Source organism: cf. Phormidesmis sp. LEGE 11477, from assembly GCF_015207105.1.
In the GTDB taxonomy this organism is placed as follows: domain Bacteria; phylum Cyanobacteriota; class Cyanobacteriia; order Phormidesmidales; family Phormidesmidaceae; genus Phormidesmis.
The window spans coordinates 1-16,943 of sequence record NZ_JADEXO010000123.1; the positions used below are offsets into that span (position 1 = coordinate 1).

At 50.6% G+C, this 16,943-nt stretch carries 22 protein-coding genes and 1 pseudogene; 14 read left to right on the top strand and 9 right to left on the bottom strand.

Annotated features, from left to right (window positions below):
- Positions 1–652: 652 nt before the first annotated feature.
- The 3 genes from IQ256_RS24090 (at position 653) to IQ256_RS24100 (ending at position 2,731) form a co-directional block, all read left to right on the top strand.
- Positions 653–1,102, top strand: a complete 450-nt coding sequence (locus tag IQ256_RS24090) for a hypothetical protein (RefSeq protein WP_193858236.1) — start codon at positions 653–655, stop codon at positions 1,100–1,102.
- A gap of 105 nt (positions 1,103–1,207) precedes the next feature.
- Positions 1,208–1,984: a hypothetical protein gene (locus IQ256_RS24095; RefSeq protein WP_193858237.1), complete on the top strand. Its 777-nt coding sequence runs from the start codon at positions 1,208–1,210 to the stop codon at positions 1,982–1,984.
- A gap of 456 nt (positions 1,985–2,440) precedes the next feature.
- On the top strand, positions 2,441–2,731 hold the full coding sequence (locus tag IQ256_RS24100) for a hypothetical protein (protein WP_193858238.1): 291 nt from the start codon (positions 2,441–2,443) through the stop codon (positions 2,729–2,731).
- A gap of 332 nt (positions 2,732–3,063) precedes the next feature.
- Here the strand turns inward: IQ256_RS24100 and IQ256_RS24105 are convergent, their stop codons facing one another.
- Complete coding sequence (locus IQ256_RS24105; protein ID WP_193858239.1) at positions 3,064–3,267, bottom strand: hypothetical protein; 204 nt, start codon at positions 3,265–3,267, stop codon at positions 3,064–3,066.
- 307 nt (positions 3,268–3,574) lie between these two features.
- On the opposite strand from IQ256_RS24105, the pseudogene IQ256_RS30150 reads away from it, so the two are divergent.
- Together IQ256_RS30150 and IQ256_RS24115 are read left to right on the top strand one after the other, a co-directional pair.
- Positions 3,575–3,812 (top strand): annotated as a pseudogene (locus IQ256_RS30150) (DDE-type integrase/transposase/recombinase); the annotation flags it as partial.
- Positions 3,813–4,176: 364 nt separating this feature from the next.
- Positions 4,177–4,449 (top strand): hypothetical protein, encoded by a 273-nt coding sequence (locus IQ256_RS24115; RefSeq protein WP_193858240.1) that lies wholly within the window; start codon positions 4,177–4,179, stop codon positions 4,447–4,449.
- Positions 4,450–4,853: 404 nt separating this feature from the next.
- Here IQ256_RS24115 and IQ256_RS24120 read toward each other — a convergent pair whose 3' ends face one another.
- The 4 genes from IQ256_RS24120 to IQ256_RS24135 form a co-directional block, all read right to left on the bottom strand.
- Positions 4,854–5,105, bottom strand: coding sequence for a hypothetical protein (locus IQ256_RS24120; protein WP_193858241.1), 252 nt, complete (start codon positions 5,103–5,105; stop codon positions 4,854–4,856).
- 68 nt (positions 5,106–5,173) lie between these two features.
- Positions 5,174–5,491 carry a zinc ribbon domain-containing protein gene (locus IQ256_RS30540; protein WP_370623538.1) on the bottom strand — a complete coding sequence of 106 codons (318 nt, stop codon included), beginning with the start codon at positions 5,489–5,491 and terminating at the stop codon, positions 5,174–5,176.
- 34 nt (positions 5,492–5,525) lie between these two features.
- Positions 5,526–5,942 carry a hypothetical protein gene (locus tag IQ256_RS24130; protein ID WP_193858242.1) on the bottom strand — a complete coding sequence of 139 codons (417 nt, stop codon included), beginning with the start codon at positions 5,940–5,942 and terminating at the stop codon, positions 5,526–5,528.
- A gap of 97 nt (positions 5,943–6,039) precedes the next feature.
- A complete protein-coding gene (locus tag IQ256_RS24135; protein WP_228025226.1) occupies positions 6,040–8,073 on the bottom strand; it encodes a protelomerase family protein in 2,034 nt (677 codons plus the stop codon).
- A 437-nt stretch (positions 8,074–8,510) separates the two neighbouring features.
- Here IQ256_RS24135 and IQ256_RS24140 point away from each other — a divergent pair, with 437 nt between their 5' ends.
- A complete protein-coding gene (locus tag IQ256_RS24140) occupies positions 8,511–8,831 on the top strand; it encodes a hypothetical protein (RefSeq protein ID WP_193858244.1) in 321 nt (106 codons plus the stop codon).
- A 275-nt stretch (positions 8,832–9,106) separates the two neighbouring features.
- Positions 9,107–9,271 carry a hypothetical protein gene (locus IQ256_RS24145; RefSeq protein ID WP_193858245.1) on the top strand — a complete coding sequence of 55 codons (165 nt, stop codon included), beginning with the start codon at positions 9,107–9,109 and terminating at the stop codon, positions 9,269–9,271.
- Here the strand turns inward: IQ256_RS24145 and IQ256_RS24150 are convergent.
- Positions 9,268–9,411 carry a hypothetical protein gene (locus tag IQ256_RS24150; protein WP_193858246.1) on the bottom strand — a complete coding sequence of 48 codons (144 nt, stop codon included), beginning with the start codon at positions 9,409–9,411 and terminating at the stop codon, positions 9,268–9,270. The two genes, IQ256_RS24145 and IQ256_RS24150, sit on opposite strands and share 4 nt — an antisense overlap.
- Positions 9,412–9,449: 38 nt before the next feature.
- Here IQ256_RS24150 and IQ256_RS24155 point away from each other — a divergent pair, with 38 nt between their 5' ends.
- Both IQ256_RS24155 and IQ256_RS24160 read left to right on the top strand, forming a co-directional pair.
- Positions 9,450–9,719, top strand: coding sequence for a hypothetical protein (locus IQ256_RS24155; protein WP_193858247.1), 270 nt, complete (start codon positions 9,450–9,452; stop codon positions 9,717–9,719).
- Between the two features lie 923 nt (positions 9,720–10,642).
- Positions 10,643–10,807, top strand: coding sequence for a hypothetical protein (locus tag IQ256_RS24160; RefSeq protein ID WP_193858248.1), 165 nt, complete (start codon positions 10,643–10,645; stop codon positions 10,805–10,807).
- A gap of 240 nt (positions 10,808–11,047) precedes the next feature.
- On the opposite strand, the gene IQ256_RS24165 is transcribed toward IQ256_RS24160, so the two are convergent.
- Positions 11,048–11,287 (bottom strand): hypothetical protein, encoded by a 240-nt coding sequence (locus IQ256_RS24165; protein ID WP_193858249.1) that lies wholly within the window; start codon positions 11,285–11,287, stop codon positions 11,048–11,050.
- A 274-nt stretch (positions 11,288–11,561) separates the two neighbouring features.
- Here IQ256_RS24165 and IQ256_RS24170 point away from each other — a divergent pair, with 274 nt between their 5' ends.
- The 5 genes from IQ256_RS24170 to IQ256_RS24190 all read left to right on the top strand — a co-directional run bounded on the left by IQ256_RS24170 (position 11,562) and on the right by IQ256_RS24190 (position 15,432).
- Positions 11,562–11,858 (top strand): hypothetical protein, encoded by a 297-nt coding sequence (locus IQ256_RS24170; protein WP_228025227.1) that lies wholly within the window; start codon positions 11,562–11,564, stop codon positions 11,856–11,858.
- An 81-nt stretch (positions 11,859–11,939) separates the two neighbouring features.
- Entirely contained in the window at positions 11,940–12,485 is a 546-nt protein-coding gene (locus IQ256_RS24175) for a hypothetical protein (protein WP_193858250.1), read from the top strand.
- A 491-nt stretch (positions 12,486–12,976) separates the two neighbouring features.
- The gene (locus tag IQ256_RS24180; RefSeq protein ID WP_193858251.1) at positions 12,977–14,164 is read left to right on the top strand and encodes an RNA-guided endonuclease TnpB family protein; all 1,188 of its coding nucleotides are present in this window, start codon (positions 12,977–12,979) and stop codon (positions 14,162–14,164) included.
- A 537-nt stretch (positions 14,165–14,701) separates the two neighbouring features.
- A complete protein-coding gene (locus tag IQ256_RS24185; RefSeq protein ID WP_193858252.1) occupies positions 14,702–14,986 on the top strand; it encodes a hypothetical protein in 285 nt (94 codons plus the stop codon).
- Between the two features lie 2 nt (positions 14,987–14,988).
- Positions 14,989–15,432: a type II toxin-antitoxin system VapC family toxin gene (locus IQ256_RS24190; RefSeq protein ID WP_193858253.1), complete on the top strand. Its 444-nt coding sequence runs from the start codon at positions 14,989–14,991 to the stop codon at positions 15,430–15,432.
- 646 nt (positions 15,433–16,078) lie between these two features.
- On the opposite strand, the gene IQ256_RS24195 is transcribed toward IQ256_RS24190, so the two are convergent.
- Positions 16,079–16,294, bottom strand: a complete 216-nt coding sequence (locus IQ256_RS24195; protein ID WP_193858254.1) for a hypothetical protein — start codon at positions 16,292–16,294, stop codon at positions 16,079–16,081.
- A gap of 63 nt (positions 16,295–16,357) precedes the next feature.
- Entirely contained in the window at positions 16,358–16,603 is a 246-nt protein-coding gene (locus IQ256_RS24200; protein WP_193858255.1) for a hypothetical protein, read from the bottom strand.
- Positions 16,604–16,943 lie beyond the last annotated feature (340 nt).

A 16,943-nucleotide genomic window follows, 5' to 3' on the forward strand; every position in this document is an offset into this window, starting at 1 on the left:
GCTAGAGTGTGAGATCGCCCTCAGTCATGCGGTACTGCCGTTGTTGTTGCTGTCGCCAGGTGGAAGAGCGGTGTGGTGTTGGTTGGTACCGAAGCGCTGTCATACATTTCGCAATTACGTGATGACTGGCTAACCTGCTGTTGCCCTGGCCTTGCCGAGTAGGAATGGCTATAGAGTACTAGAGAGAAAAGTGATCGCTACCTGACGGCGATCGCCATTATCCAGGTGCTTTACTGTGGTGCGATCGCTATTTCCTTCTTTCTGCCTAATCAGCGCTTCTCATCCAGTCTTTGTGTTTGTGTAGCTTAGAAAGCGTTGTTTGCCTAAAGCTGTGCCCTGCTGAGTCACTGGATTGCTGCATCTCTTGTCAGTGCGATCGCCCCCTAACTGCCGCCATCGTTGTTATTCGACGAGCGAACCATGTGTTGTTGGCTGTTTCTAGAGCGCTCCGGTTGCTTGCTGAGCAGTCGTTCATCGGCGGCACCTACCATGTGTCTCGGCACAGATCGTTCTGTAAGTTTTGGCATTCTATATAGGATTTGGAAATTCTCAGAGCGATCGCGTCCTAAGCGACGATTTCAACAGAGCGGCTACCGCCGTGGAGTTTTAGGAGTCACATCAGGCTTCTGATAATTCACGGAGAAGTAGAACAATGTTTAAGTTCAGACGAATTGCCGCCGTTACACTCACTAGTGCTTTGATGTTGCTGGGAGTTCGACCAGGGGTTGCAGCGGTGCGATTGGCGGAAGTGCCGGGAGCGATCTATGAGATCTCGTGCGATCTTAATATCTCTGATATCACGGTGTGGGTGAAGATGTATCCAACGAGCGGCACGATGAACCGTGCAGTTGGAGAGATTACGATGGGAAATCGTGATTTGCCAGGATTATCGGTCTCGTTTCCGACCTCACGCGATATCGGACCGGGTGCGACCCCAGCGATTGGAGCGATTTCTATCGGTGGCGGTAGATCCTTCCCAGTAGCCTCTGCGAGTGGATACTTCTATGGCATCACAGAAGATGGTACGCCTGCGACATATCGTATACCGGAGGAGATTGAAGTCATCTGCGATTCGATCCGCGACCAAGCGCCCGGTAGTTAGGCGCAAATGAAGTCTATAGAGGCCAGAGGCAACTGTCTTTGGCCTCTGTCTTGAAAAAATCAGATAGACTAAGAGATAAGGTTGTTTTTTGTATGTACTATCGCTATGTTTGTTGTCCCAGCGGCGCGAGATAGTTGGTCAATTGCCGAGTTTAGCCAAAGCGAGTATGTTGACTTTGCGGTTTGGGTGCTGACGCAAACGGGTATGAAAGTAGCGCCGTTTGATCAGCATGACGAAGGGTTTGAGCATCTAAGAGCGATCGGGATAGATCGTGATAGTTGGGAAGCGTGGTTTCGTGAGCTGCTCTGCTTTGAGCACACAGCGTCGCGCTTGCAGCGAGAGGGAATCACTGAGCTAGTGAGAGAAAGGCAGGAGCATTTGAATTATGTTCCGTTCGTCTACAACGGTCTATCGGTGTTTGAATCTTCCCTAGAGCAGCAAGGCGAGGGTATCTTCACTCGGTACTACGATACTATCTCTCGACTTTCACTGTCCTCACAGCCTGCGCCGAGGGCTGTAGAGCGCGAGAGCGGTAGTTCCCCAGTGCTGCACTGGCATGGTTCAGTATCGGCACGGGCCGCACTGACGGACCTATGGACGCAGTACAGAGCTAGACCCTACTATCGGGTGCATCATGTCTCGGACTTTCAAAGGCTGGTTGCCCGAGGTGATCGCGTCATCGAAGAGATCAATAGTCATCTGTATTCCTTGCTAGAAGGGCAAGAGCGGTTTTTGATGTTTCACTTTGTGAACTATCCAACGGCCTTGTTTAGCGTGGTAGGTGACTCAATTGTGATTGGAATGGACAAGGACAGTCCTTTTTCTACAGAGGTCATGAAAGCGCAGATGTTTGCAGCGGTGCGTTGTCTGCTGAGCAGATGAACCAAGCCTCTATCTACTGTAGAGCTCAAAAAGCTACAGAACCCGGCTCTCTGCCACGACCATTGCCGCCACACTCCAGTGACACTACATTCCTATCCTTGTCCAGTTGCTTCACTGCTGACAGAGCGCTTACCCCTGGTCGGGTCGGTTTGCTCTAGAGTGAGGTCGCCTTTCGCCTGCTGTCCAGCAGCTTCAGTCGCTATCAGTCTGGCTTTTCATCTTTCTGGTTTAACTGCTGATCGATCGCCGCCGCTGCGCCTTTGGCCAGCCCTGGTGAGCTGCATGGTGGCATATAGATAATGCGTCTGATCTTGCGGACCGAGGGCTTTGCGATCCAGATGAATAGCGCTGCGAAGCGACAAATGTTTTAAGCTAGCTTTACGATCAGATCTGGACTATCTACGTTCAAGGAGATAGTTAGTTGGAAAACTTAGTGTTCTATATAACGAATTAATTATGGTGACTCTCGCGGTAGGAGAAACTTACAAATACCTAGGAGAAGAATATACCTTTATAGGCGAGTTCGCAGGCAAGGAGGGGAACAACTCTTTGGTTGTAGTTCATCTTGCTTCTAATCCAGAGCCCAAACAGCCGTTTCTAGCGCTGAGCCTTGATCCTACTGGTCCTCAGGTCTTTAGAGTAGAAGGTGATCGATGGGAAGCGACTTCGCTTCCTCCTATCGAAGATGAACCACCTGCGTGGGCGATCGCCGCAGAATTATTCCCCAAGTACGGACCTGTCGCATAGTGATGCCGTGTAGGGAAAAGACCTATAAGACCTATTTAGATTGCTGTTAGCGGCGTGGGGATGTCACATAAAATAGTGTATGTTCCGTTCCCCGACTAACTGATTGATGACACAACCTAGAGACGAGAAAGTAACGGTAAGTCTGATCACGCCAAGAGCTATAGTGTCTGCTGGGGTGTATGGTATCTGCTGTACGGCTATAGGCGCTACTTTCGCGTCACTCAATCCGTCTACATCTCCATCTATCTACCTGTCAGTAGCTATCGTTTTTGGCTGCATTCACCTCTTGTTGACGGTGCGCTCCTATTAAAGAGCAGGGCCATCGGAGAATACTATTTATCCCGCAAGCTCACCCTCTCGTCTATCGCCTTGTCGCTGCGATCGCCCATACCAGTTGCTGCCTCCACCTGCCGCTGCTGCCAGTTTGAATTTTGTACGGCATCAAAAGCTAAGGCAAGCGCAGCGCTAGTGGCCGCACAGCAGAGCCCGTAGATTGCAGAGTCTATGCATTTCTTCCGGTAGCGCGATCGCTCCATATCTACCGCCGTCGCCGTCGCCCGCTATCGCCGTCGCCCACTGTCGCTGATGTTCTGATCCTACTGCCTGCTGCCGCCGTCGTCACCTATAGCCGCGTCTGCAAAGAGCAATCGCCTTTTGCCTACTGCCGAGTAGCTATTTCTGGTTTTCTATGCTGACTGCCCAGATTCTAGAATGGCCGCACCCGCAGGTTGATGAGGACTGGTATGCGGGTCGATTGCAGTGGCGAGAGATAACGCTGCTGGCGTACCGGGAGCTAAAAGCAGTTTGTCCGCTGCGAGAGGAGCAGGCGGATGCGTTCATGCGGCTGCATACAGATTCTTCCGCAAGCTACTTCAATCAACTGGCTTTGCCCCCAGAGTCATCATCACCGATAAGCTCAAAAGCTATGGCGCGGCTAAGAAGGATATCTTAAAGGACGTGGAACACAGGCAACATAAGGGATTGAATAATCGAGCAGAGAACTCACATCGACCGACCCGAGTCAGAGAGCGGCGAATAGGTCGATTCAAATCGGTAGGACAAGCACAACGCTTTCTGTCAGCCTTTGAACCGATACGCGGCCATTTCCATCCTCCCCAGCACAAACAGACCGCTTCAGAATACAGAGAAACGATGCGCCAACGGATGGAAAGTTGGCGATCTTTGACGGGGATGAGTGCGATCGCATAAGGCAACCAGACAAACTGCTTCTGGCAAAAACGTCTCAGTTTTATGCACCTGGTAGTAACTTGATAATCCCGTTAATCTCTGTCCACTCTTTAGGGCCTGATTTGCTATGACTTTGCAGTGCGATCACCTCACTACTCTTCTAGCTTTTGCTGCGAGTGTAATCGCCTGCAACAATTTTCTTGTATATACTAGGGAAACGATTATGCGGCTAGCTTCGCTTTCTCAAGAGGTTTATAATGAACTCTGATAATTACTACCTAGATGGTCTCGGTTCTAACCTAGTTGATAATTTCGTGCTTATTCCAGACTCCTGCCTGGAAGCTCTTCAGAAACTCAGTCAATATACACTCTCCCCTGAGCAATACAAGATTGCCAAGCTCTCGGGTATGGAAATGGCTAAATATATGGGGCTAAGTCTGACAATTCTTGATTTTGTCACTATCTGGGAAGACTCTCCTACGCTTTCTATCTTTGCTAATAAACTACGTCAAAGTTGTTTGCCCGAATAGTCCGTTGTCTAATCTTCTCAATTTTTTCGCGAACGCGATGCCTTCCCCAGGCTTACAGCATGGGATACGAGTATTGCGTACCCGAGCATGACCACCACAAACCCCAGGCGTTTTTTGAACTGTCTTTATGATCAGCATGGATTGAAGCAGCGAATAGTCCTCTGAAGAGAGGGCACTAATCGTTTCTGCTAGAGACTCTACTTGCTTTGCGTCCATCTCCTACTCCTGATATATGGACCTATTCCTAGTCTATTAGAAACGGTGAGGCCAGGATGACTGAAAAGCTTGATAGACCGCCAACTGCCGAGAGTTTAAGAAGTTGCTACGCAATCCGCTTGTTACCAGACTTGAAGAGGAGGCTCATCTGCTGCCGATGTGCCGGAACCGGGTGGTCGTATTGCTATCTACCATGAGCGATCGCCCCTACCTGTTGCTGCCGTCGTCGTCGCCGCCTTAGCTTTTGAATACTGTACGAAAATCAAAAGATAAGGCAAGCGCAGCGCTAGTGGCTGCACAGCAGGGACTGTAGAATGCTGAGGATAGCTGTTTTTCGGTAGCGAGATCGCTCCATATCTACCGCCGTCGCCGTCGCCCGCCGCGAGAGTAGTGTGGCGTTGGTTGGTACTGAAGCGCTGCGGTCGTTCCCTGGTCGGCACCTACGATTGATCCTGACGTGACGTACTCCCGACGCTGACAGCAAAGCTGTACAGCACGAGCTTCTCCTCTAAGCTTTAGACTTAGATTCGCGTTTTAGAGTGAGGGAGACGCCCAGCCCCACTTTCTTAATCAAGATGGCAGAGTTAACATCGCGCTGTGCAGAATAGCCGCAGTGTGAGCAATCATGCCACCTATCGCCAAGCGCTTTCGATACCCGGTTTAAGCACATCGCACAATGCTGGGAGGTGCCAGCCGGGTTTATCTGAATGATTCGCTTACCAGCTTTTTCAGCTTTGTAAGGCAGTATTTCATTCAAAAAACCAGCTATCCCAGCGTCAGCGAATGACTTATTCAGCCCAGACTTAGCCGCCTGTCCGTTGGGCAAAAACTCGCCGCTATCTGCTTTTCTAAGGCGAGTTCTAAGGTGGGGGAGATTGCTGTTCGACAGCGGGAGGCGGCAAGAGGTTTTGAGAGGTAGAGAGGGTGGTTATGGCGATGTACCCAATAAGGAGTGCAATGAGAGCAAGCGCTATCAGAATGGGGCCTGCAAAATCGTCGATGGGGTCTTTGAGATGCTCTGCGGGAAAGAGTCTCACAGATAGTTCATATTTGTCATTGGGCATCTCGTAAAGCTTGCCATCGAGCGCCCATCCGTCTGATAGAAATTCAGATTCTGTATCCTTCCAGATTGCACACAAAATCTCCTTCTCTGTTTCGTCAATTTCCAGAGTGAAGGGGATTCCTCTAAACATCTCAGAACTCTCTATCTTTTCTTTGATGTTTTTAGTTACAGTAGCTTCAAGCGCTACTACTTTATTTTCAAACTCATCGTTCATATCTCTACCTCGTTAGCTAAAGACGGTGATATCAGTCGTGAAGCCGGTAATTGTGCTGCTGTGCGGTTGAGCGATCGCCTTCCCTCTCTTCCCCCTTTTACTTCTGAATCCCGAGTGCGGCCTTCAGTAGTTCGATGTCTTTGCCTCTATTAGCCATACGTCCGTGCAGACCGTAGGTATCGTGATGTTCTTTTAGCGCGTCAGCCATCTGGCCTTCAAGTACCCGTTTAATGATGCTTTGATTACGGGTGGAAAGCTGCTTGAGGGTGGACTGATTGATCAACCAACGCTCGCTGTCGTCTCTAGCCTGCTGGTCGTTGTACTGCATAATCTCTCGAATGAGATTAGCGATCTCGCGTTCAACCTGGTCAGAGTAATTTGGTTCTTGAGTAGCCGCGCCTGCCCTCATCGGAGAAGCCGTCGCTGTCGTCTGCGCCGCCCGCTGCTGGTGCCCCGCTACTGCCGATGTCCTACCAGCCTCCGTCACAGGCACTGGCTGTCTATCAGGCTGTGAGACCACCCCACTAGACTGCGGTCGCGCCCCCTGCCCATTGATTGCCCCGCCGAGGAGCTGCTGGAGTTGATGGAGCTGTTGCTGAGCGGCCTCAAAGCGCACGAGCTGTTCCCTGAGCGCCTGCGCCTCATCGCTCGCCTGCGCCAGTTGCACTCTAAGCCGTTCATTCTCCTGTTTCAAATGAGCATTAAACTCATGAGCCATCGCCAGGGACTGTTCAATCACCTGACTAGTCCCAGCCCCACCGCCCATCTTCTCAGCCTCAGCGAGCTTGGCGCGAAGCTGTCCATTCTGCCGCTGCTGATCGTCTAACTGCTGGCCTAACCCATCGACCCGCTCAGCTAGCTCAAAGGGCTGACAGCCGAGCTGATTGGCCAAGGAGATAGCGGCATCGGCGGCATCCAGGATCATCTGCATCGTATCTTGCTGCGTGCCTAGCCCCAACTCATCTTGCAAGCTCAACACGCGCTGCTTGTCACTTTCCGAAATGCCGATGCGACTCATGACGACTTCCTCTTCTGTTTCTTCTGTGTGTGGCGCTGTTTCTAGTGTTTCTGCTGCTGGTCGAGTATGCGATCGCCCCTGCTCAGTCCGATCACTCTCAACTGCATCCGCCATGCCAAACGCCGAGATGACTTCCACACCGGGTTCACCCAAGCGCACCCCCTTTCTTCTTCCCTGATGGGCAGCAATCACCTGGTCAGATATCTCATAGTCAAAGTAATGACGGCTAGCAGCAAGCGATCGCCTGAGTTCGGTCTGACCTTCTTCTAGCACCTTGTAATGGCCTTGAATCGCGGCCCTAAACTCCAGTTCTGGGACCGCTGGCGGACAGAACCAGAACGTAGCAATGGTGCTGTACACGCTTCTAAACAGATGGGTATAGAGATTGTCTTTCCCCTCTCTACTAGGGACTACATCAGCGAACGAGCGATCGCAAGCTTGAGCGATAGCGTGACTGTAGGCACGGTTAATCTCGCGGTTGCTCATCCCTTCAGTATCGAGGCGCGATCGCAATCGCTCTGTGGCAGAGATAACGCTATCGGCCTCGACGAGCGTGGGTAGCTCGAACATGAGTTCAACGGGTTCACCGCGCCGCTTGACTGCGCCAGAGAACCAGACAGACCAATCGGAAGCTTTCCTAAATTGAGCCGTCTGAATCACTTCCGCCGCCCGCCGCCCGGTCGCGACAGCTAAACCTGCGGCTAACTCACTCCAGGAATCAGACTGCAACAGCACCGCTGCCCGCCGAGCAATCTCATTAGGCTCATCAATCGGTTTAGCCGAGCGCTGCGCCACCGCCTGCTCAGAGGGCATGTTAATCTCTGTCCACTGTTCAGGACTGAAACCCACATCGGCTAACGCTGGATGGTTTGGATCAATGGCCTTCAGCACCCGTCTCACGTCGGTGATGGGGTTCTTCTGCTGGCTGAGCGACTTCAGCCCACGCTGCGCCATTCGCTCCTTTACCAGAGCATCCCACTGCTGGGCCTGCCTGTGCCCAGCCGCCGTATCAGTGACACCGACCACCTGCGGCAATAGCTCTCTAAGCAACGACTTCAACCACTCAGTTGAACAGAGTGCGATCGCCTCCTCTAATCCCGATTCCAGAGTCATTACCATTTTCTAGATCCGCTGCTTTCAATATTTGAGCGCGAAGAGTCAACCAATTCGTTAAGCTCATCATATACATTATCGAGTATAAATGCAATGCAAATATGTATATAAGTATAGATATAAATACAAGTATAGATATGAATGCCGAGAGGTTAAAGGCGTTGCCGCGCTGTGCGTTATGTATCTGAAGTAGCGCAGTCGTTTTCATCTGCATGATGAGATACAGCTTGCTACTAAGGCGGATTGTTTTCTTCCTAGACGTGATCGCTACCCCTTCCCGGTTGCTCAATCAGATTGGCCTGCAAACTTTCGTGTTCTCTAGAGAATACGAAAGTTTTGAATATGAGAGCATTTTTCCTGTCTCTTTTGATAGTGGCGTATCGCTCCCAGAAGCCAATTTGGAGTATAGTGACAGTCTATGATGCCTCGCTTTCAGCATGAAACAGCCTCTTGAATATATGACAACGATAGATGCCTTTGGTGTGCAAATTGATGCATTGGATATTGTTAATTTCCAATTATGGCTTTTACTCTTGATACTTTTCGTATTAGGTCTATATAAATCTATAAAGCCGGTACCGGCTCCTCATTCATCCGAGCCTTCTGAAGATGAAGACCTCCCACTCTACGACTTGCTCAAACACCATAAAAACTTGAGTAAGGCTGAGGTGGATAATTTATTGGAACTTTTAGAAGCCGATCCAGATGCGTTTGAGGAAAGGGTAGCTAAGTTGAGATCTGATATAGGTCGCTCATAGCGAAAGTACGGTGCGATACAGAAATCCTGCTTCACTGTAGAGAGATAGCCTCTATTGTTGCCGTTGTCTGTTTCGGTGTAGGCATAGCTAGAGCTGAAGTCCTTGCATAGTATCCGTTGTAGAGTGGTAAGAGAGGGATTATATGCAGGTGAGGTGTATTGTGTCTGTAGTCATTGGCAAAGCGATCGCCCCAGGTTCAATCGCGTCGTAGAGCGGCTACCGGCGTGGAAGAGTAGGAGTCACATCCGGCTTTGGTAATCAACAGAGGTATTCATATGCTTAGAGTGACTGAGAATATTGTACTGATTGTAATTGCTGCGCTAGCTACGGTAGCGCTGGTAGACATGCTGTATCAGGCAGGCTACGAGTATGGTGTAGTTGAAGGCTTTCGCGCAGGGATGCGAGAGAGAGCAATAGAGTCTGAGGCTACAGAGCTTTAGATGCAGTTGCCCATCTGCTTCAGGCCGTAGATCAGAGGAGCGATCGCTCTGGCTCCATTCTCATGCTGATGAATAAACTGTTTGAAGAGTTCGGAAGAAGACTGAAACGCGCCAACGAACCCCCTGCGAAAGCTGTCCATTTCGCAGCGACATCCCCTTCTACCTGTCCGCTGAAAAAGTGCAGTCAATTCTAGATGCGCTGCTAGGAGATGATGGCTTTGCCTGCCACCACACGCTCCCTGTGACTGGCCAGCCGTTAGGTAGAGATAAAGCTTGCCTGGGTGCGGCTATCTTTCTAGAGCGCGTTCGAGCAGGTGGTTTGCGAGCGAATCTAGCGCTTCGGTTGAGAGAGAGCTTATTGAAGGAGTTTCATCGTGACGAGCTGAAGATGGATGCGCCAGTGTTTGCCGATGTGGAATCTTTCATAGCAGCCAAGCACCTGCCATAGAGACAACGCTGCTGTCTGAAAGGTTTGGGCTAAGTATTCTTGATAGTCTCCCACTACCGCAGATGCCGGTGACTACCGCGAGCTACTGTTGGAGAAAACCTAGAAGTGCGATCGCCTTTCCGGTTGGCTCTTATGAGCTTATGGCCTGATGTGATGATGTGATTACACGCTATCTCGTCAAGAGAGGGGTTGCCTTTTGCTTTTGCCCGCCACCCTCACATATTTTCGGATTCTAGATAGAATTTGAATTTGAAAATGCCAGGACTATTCATTAGGTTTACTGAGGAGCGCGATCGCCCTATGCTCCCCAGTCGCTCGTCGTCATCGACAGGGCCAAAGTGGTTAGAGTTCTGGACAAGCGCCTGTCACTTTGCCGCCTTCCCTATAGGTTGGACTGGGATCACCTGCCTCTCTTACTGCTTTATTCTATGTGCTCGCAGTGTCTTCAACTGAGATGCGATCGCAACCCCCGCTCTCTTGCTGCTCGATTAACCCCTCATCATTCTGCCTGTGGGTGAGGAGGACTTTTTGATGAGGCTTTAGTGCGATCTCATCACCCCCAGCGTCGATCCCTCTTCTTACGTCAAGGCGTCTTTTCTGACGGTCTTTTCTGACGGCTATTGTCCAATGCGAAACCACCAGTCCGCTGATCTCACTGAAGAAAGCCGTTGAGCCGCTAGGGACGATATGAATTTGACCACCTCAGACACATTTGTCTGAATATTTCTCAACTACAGCAGCAGCAAGACTTTCAGCTAGCTATGCGCTGTTTGTCTTGTACATAGAGCGTATTGTTTCTCCTACCTAAAAGAATTGGCTGTATCTTTGAACTAGTCTAGCTACGGACAACCTGTAGTCAGTCACTAAAAGCGAAAGCCACCTGTGTCAGAGGTGGCTTTCAATGTTGTTCACGGAGCACGTCAATGCTGCGAACTACTCGCATTCTAATTCCTTCTATTGTTTTAAGTCTAACTATTCTGGGACTTGCCATCATCTACAACGGTGGATGTATGGATGCCCAGGCTGGAAACGGGCGCAGCTTTCGTATTTACGGGCGCGATTCTATCTGTATTAGGGGAGGTTCTTAATCAAAAGGTGCCGTAACGTAGCCATCACGCTACTGACGCCAACAGCAGCAAAAGCGCTGAAGGGAGACGCCACCGCGCCACCTACAGACCTCCTTTGTGCCGATTGCGAGCACGAGGGCTTGAGAAAGCTAACGCTCGTCTGTCTCTGTTGCTGCCATCTGTTCTTTGTTTGCCTATGTTTGTCTGGCATAGCGATTTCTCGTGAGCGAGAGTGCCTTGTCGTCCTGTGCTGCTGGTGAGTCAATCGATTTTGTTGACGATACCCTGTTCGAGCGCAGCGCGAGCGATGACTTCTCTAAGCCAAGCGCCCTTTTGCGCGCCCATGTTTCTAACGGCGGCATCGAGGTTAACGGGTAGCTTGATGCCAATAGTTCTTTTAGCGAGAGGGACATCAGGGGGAATGCAGGAGTCGTCTAGCGCAGCTCGTTGAAACTGCTTTTGCTTGAAAGCATGGGATTGAGTCGGACGAGGATTAGGCATTGCTGATGAAAGCGCAGTAGTGGTTCATTGTAGAGTATCCCGGATAACGGTGATAAGAAGTGTAAACGCTGCCCATATCCCGGTTAACCGTGATATGATAGGACTATAAGCAAGGGAGCCAAGGACTAGGCCAGCAAAAACAAACCTACGGGTTGGGCGTAAGGGCAGCAGCCGTTGAGTTCTCTTGCTTATGTTCAAAATCCTAAAGCTTGCAATTCCCCAACTTTGAGCGGGAGAGGAATTACAAGCCGTACCCACAAGAGGTAACTGACCTATGCTAACTCGAATCCTACAGTCTGTTTGTGCAGCCTTGCTATTGCTAGGTAGTAGTGCTGCGTTGTCTGCTCCAGCAACGCCCGTTCCTGAACTGAAGTGCGATAAGGGTGTTTGTGTCTACACCACCGATCCGAATTGGGACCCGGTCACCGAAGAACGGGACTGGTCGGCAGTGGTGAGCCCTGAACGCTGCTATCGAATTGCACGTCGCACAGGCCGGCAAGTGGTGGAAGTGATTGACACCACCAAGGGCGACCTGCGCTACATCTGCATCTTCGAGCCAGCGGTTCAATAGCCGCTTTGCTGTAGCGCTCTATAATGTTGACCAGGATAGAGCGCTACAGAACGATTGTTCACCTTACCGATAAAAGAGATGATGAAGAGAGAAAGTATTGTTCTATTTCAAGCAGTCCAGTCAGAGCTAGCGCGTACTGGCAACGGTGAAGAGCCGTTCTTGCTCGCAACTAGACAGAAGGCACCTGGCTGCGGCGATTCGCTAACGATGGGCATCGGTCGAGAATGGTCAGTTGTTAGAGTCGATGAGTTTATCTCTGAATGCAAGCAGCCGTTCTATGTTGCCTATGTCCATCCTTCTAGCTCAGACTGCCCCGAGGTGGTTGAGTGGGGCTGGACAATGATGATGGAAGACTCCCCACAGATGGCGCATCAGTTGTTTGTGGCGTCTACTGGCAAGGTTATCCAGCGGAAGTGGCGAGCTGATGGTGCAGCGCCTGAAGTTGGTGAACGTTTGCTTGACTACCACGTAGCCGCGCACAGTACGACCCCGACTCCGTTCGTGGTCAATAGTGTTAACGCCTACCGCCCAGTGGTGCATCAAGACATCCCCGTAGACGGACAATATGCGGCCATTCACCTAGCGGTTTGCGCGGAAGTGCCTGTAGCTACTGCCGTCGCCTCGTGACCCCTGTTGAGCGAGCCTGTCGGGTTGTTCCTTATAGGCTTGCTTGTGCGTCCACCGCGTCTCCCTGTTTTATAGCTGTTTTTGATAGGCGTGATTGCCTGCCTAACCTCATCTTCGTGCGATCGCTCTCGGTTCTGATTACTGGGCTGGATCTACCTGCTGCTAGTGATGCGAGACAGCAGACGGCTGTAGCAATAGAAAGAGTTTTAGCCCACCGTAGAGAGCCATATAGAGCTACTAGACGCCACGTTTATACAGAAATAGCTTTCGTCGATAACAGCGCATAGCTCCTTACAGAAGTCGCCGTAAAGCCCATTTTTTTAAGGGTGGGATATAAGGCGGCGAGTGGTAGCGAGCAATCTTGGCTCATCTTGACTTCGGACTATCCACACAAAATGAGAGTCAAGCAGTGAGACGGAGGCGGTTTCGTGCCGATATCTTTGTCCCATATCTGCACAGTCATTTCGTCTACTGCTCGCTATCATAGGCCAATGGTGCAAGTCACAACCACGCTAAAGCTGAAGTTCTTTGACCTCAATCAGGTCAAGGCGGATGTGTTTGCACAGACGACGGCAGCGTCTACTGCGCTAGCCAATGAGTTGTTGCTTCTGCCTCACGCTAAGCGCAAGCAGCTGACGACTGCACAGGTTGTCACGCCGCTAAAGTCTGCGCTTTCTAATCAGGTGATTCGCATCTTGAAGGGAAAGGCAGGTAAGCGAGCAAAAGCGTTCAAAGTGTTTTGGCCAGAGGTGAATAAACAGAACTGGAAGGTTGTCAAAGTGGGTAGCACCTATTCTGTTAGCTTTCCGACTGTGCAAGGCGTCAAGCGGGTGCCGATTGCGGTACATCCGCATTTCGTTGATCAACTAGACGACATCATTAACGGTGATGCCGAAAAAGGGACGCTGAAGCTGATGCAGCTACGCGGTGTTTGGTATGCCATGCTCTCTATCACTCGGGACGTTCCCAAGGTAGAGAGTAGCCAGCGCGTTGGCGTAGACCGGGGCCAGAACACCCTAGCAGTCGCAGCGACCAAAGGCGGGCGCTGCCTGTTCTTTTCGGGCACAGAAGTGGCCCATCGTCGCAGACACTTTCAGCAGTTGCGGCGTGAGCTGCAAGCGGCTGGCAAGTATCGGGCGGTGAAGCAGCTAGAGCGGCGAGAGTCGCGGTGGATGCGAGCGGTGAATCACACCCTCAGTCGCCGCATTGTTCGCTTTGCCAACAGTGTGGGTGCGGATGTGTACCTAGAGGATCTATCGGGCATCCGTCAGACTGCCAAGCAACGAAAGCAGAACCGTGCTGACGCGGGGACTTCTCGGCATACCTGGGCCTACTACGACCTAGAGACAAAGCTGGGCTACAAGCTGGCGATGAAAGGCAGGCAGGTGCATAAACGCCCTGCGGCCTACACATCAAAAACAGATCATCGTACGGGGCGATTGGACGGCAAGCGCAGTCGGCATCAGTTCACCGGAGCGGATGGCTACCAGTGCAACGCCGATTGGAATGCCGCCGTTAATATTGCTCAGTGGGATGGCTTTTCATGTCCGCTGATTCTAAAAGAAGCGGCGTCTGTAATGGGCGTCGTCGCTTCAGCGGACGGGGTGCTTGATACTCCCCTGAACTCCATGAATCCGATTGAGGTAGAACAGTTAAGCCTGTTCCCTCTATCGGCCTAGACGGGAGAATCCCACTGGCTTTAGGCGTGGGAGTGTCAACTCTGTCGTATGTGCAGCAATGAGCTTGCTGTTTTTCTATAGGAGCGATCGCCACTGCTACAGTCACATAGATGTGCATAGTGTTTCATGATTTATACTCGTACTCATTTATACTTATTTACTTAAACGCTTGAATAGACGTATTGTGATCGCTCTCTGCCTCATCTTATTGCGACCGCCCCCTGCTTCCCTCAGTGCGATGACGAAGCCTTCCAAGGGAATTGCCCCCTTTCTACGCACCATCCTTCATAGTCTTTAAAGCCTGTGCGATGCTGATGTGAGTGCCGTTCTGCCAGAGTGCGATTACGACTGTCGGTGTTTTTCCTCAGGAGAGCGATCACGCTCCAGCGCTCTCCAGCGCTTCATCAGTTTCAGCTCAACCAAGGCTGCGGACAGGTTCTTCGCTGCCAGTAGTTGCTCTGAACATCCATTAGTGCTAACTCGCCGATATTTTATACTGACGAGAAGCGGCGTTCCATATGGAAGGTAGTTCTAGATATGACCCCAGCAGATATTCGTCAAAAGCTTCATCGACAGATTGACCAGCTACCATCCGATTTCTTAGTTTTGGCTGTTGAGTTTCTAGAGTTTTTAACGTCTAGACAGAGCAAGAGAGCTGATGCATCAGCGCCGCTATCGCCATTTGAAACAGAAGCAGGCGAGCCAGTTCTGACAGGTTCGACAGGGTCAGACTTGCTTCAGTTTGCAGGTACTTGGCAAGGCGACGATTTTGAAGAGTGCCTAGAAGCTGCTTACGAAACGCGATCACCCGCAGAATTTTGAGTATGTACTTACTGGATACTAATCATTGCAGTCGAATTATCGCAGGTGATCGCGTTCTAATTGAGCAGCTACAGGAACATGAAGGAGACGGTATTGCTACTAGTGCAATAGTGCGAGGAGAGCTGCTTTTCATGGTGCAAAAGTCTGAGCGTCAGGCTGAAAACCTGCAAGCGGTCGCTAGCTTCTTGCGGAGTATTTCTCTGTATCCGATTAGTGGAGCCGTGGCAGATGTTTATGGCAGGTTGAAGGGAGACATTGTGAATCAGCTTGGGCCAAAGGATAAAGCTCAGCGTCGAAAGACGACTGTTCAAGGTCTAGGTTTCAGTGACAATGATTTATGGATTGCGGCTACCGTGCTGCACTACGATCTCACTTTGGTTTCACTAGACCGAGACTTTCAACGCCTTCAGCTTGTTCAAGTTTTCTCGCTAGAATCTTGGCTTTGACGCTCTGTGACCTACCGCTATATGCCTTATCAAACCCCTTTTCCACGCACCATGCTTCTGACTGTTCAGAGCCTGAGCAATATGGATATGAGCGACGTTCTGCCAGAGAGCGCTTATCGCTATCGGTGTTTCTTTTAGCAGTGCGATCACCCTGTGTTCCCCAGCGTTTCACTAGCCTCAACTTAACCAAGACTGCAAACAGTTCCTTCGCTGCCTGTAGCCGCTCTGATGAGTCGATATCCCCTCAACTTAACCATTTTCCCTGCTGGAAGCTCCAGCCGCTCTGAACCTCCATCAACGCCAGCTCAGATATCGATCGACTTCAGCGGTTTTCGACTCCTTTGTACAGTAGCGAGCTGCACTGCTGCTCCAGAAGGGCTTGTTACCTTCTTTCTCGGGTGCGATCGCTCCCGTTCTGGAGCTACCTGCTGCTAGAGCCGCTATCACGGCTATCGGAAGCAGATAGAGCTGTGTGGCTCTATTGCCTTCGTATGTGCAGCAATGAGGTTGCGGTTCTCTACAGGAGCGATCGCAACCTCTACGGCCATATGACTGCGGGCTCGGTATATAGTACTTGATCTTTGATACTCATTTTCATGTGTTCGCCAGAATTATGGCTGCTTTACCGTGATGACTCTATTCACTGTCAGTTGAGCATCGCGGCATCAGACGGCCTACAAACAGCGAAAGGTCTGCTGCTATAGCCATATAAGCTGCTTTTGGCTCGATCGCCTGTCGTGTATGCGGCAGTGACCTTGATGGGTTTTCTACAATAGCGATCGCCCCCCCCTTTCCACTTCATTTCCATGCGATCGCCCCGTCCCGGTTGCTCCGCTGGATTGGCTCGCCAGTCGTCCGCCACGGCATTAAAAGGCTATAGCGCTAGAGAGTTCTTTGTTCACCTGTTGAAAGCCGTACGGAGCCGCTAGACGGCCTCTGAGCCTATTGCTAGATGGCGAACAGCTTCCCCCTTCCACTGGTGAGAGCTATGCAGGGCGACCAGGTGCCTCAGCATGGCGTCCTTCCCACCACTAACTGAGACGGCGGGCGCTGCGCCCGCATCCAAAGCTCTCTGAACGGCCTGTGGCAGCACGGCCTGTTCGGGCCTTGAATAGTCTGGCTGTTCAACAGGGAAGAGGGATAGCTGCTGTGGTTTCTCTGTGACTATCATCTTTGTTTTGCGAAGAAAACAAGCTTGATGACTCTATTGTACTTAATATACTCAATATTGGATATAAATGCAGTATCAAATATAATTATATAAGTATATTAAATCAGTGGATTCTAGAGAGAACGCTCAATTTCTGGTGAATGTAGGCGCTGAGCTAAGAGTTTGTTCTATATTCAGTATTTCATTATCGTCTGTATCCCTTATATAGCAATGGTTTCATGGAATATGCAACAAAGAACAAAGTACAACAAACAACAATATATACAGATATACAATATACTTATATACTCAAATAAGATATACAATATACTTATATACTTGAATGCCTGTCGCTTATACA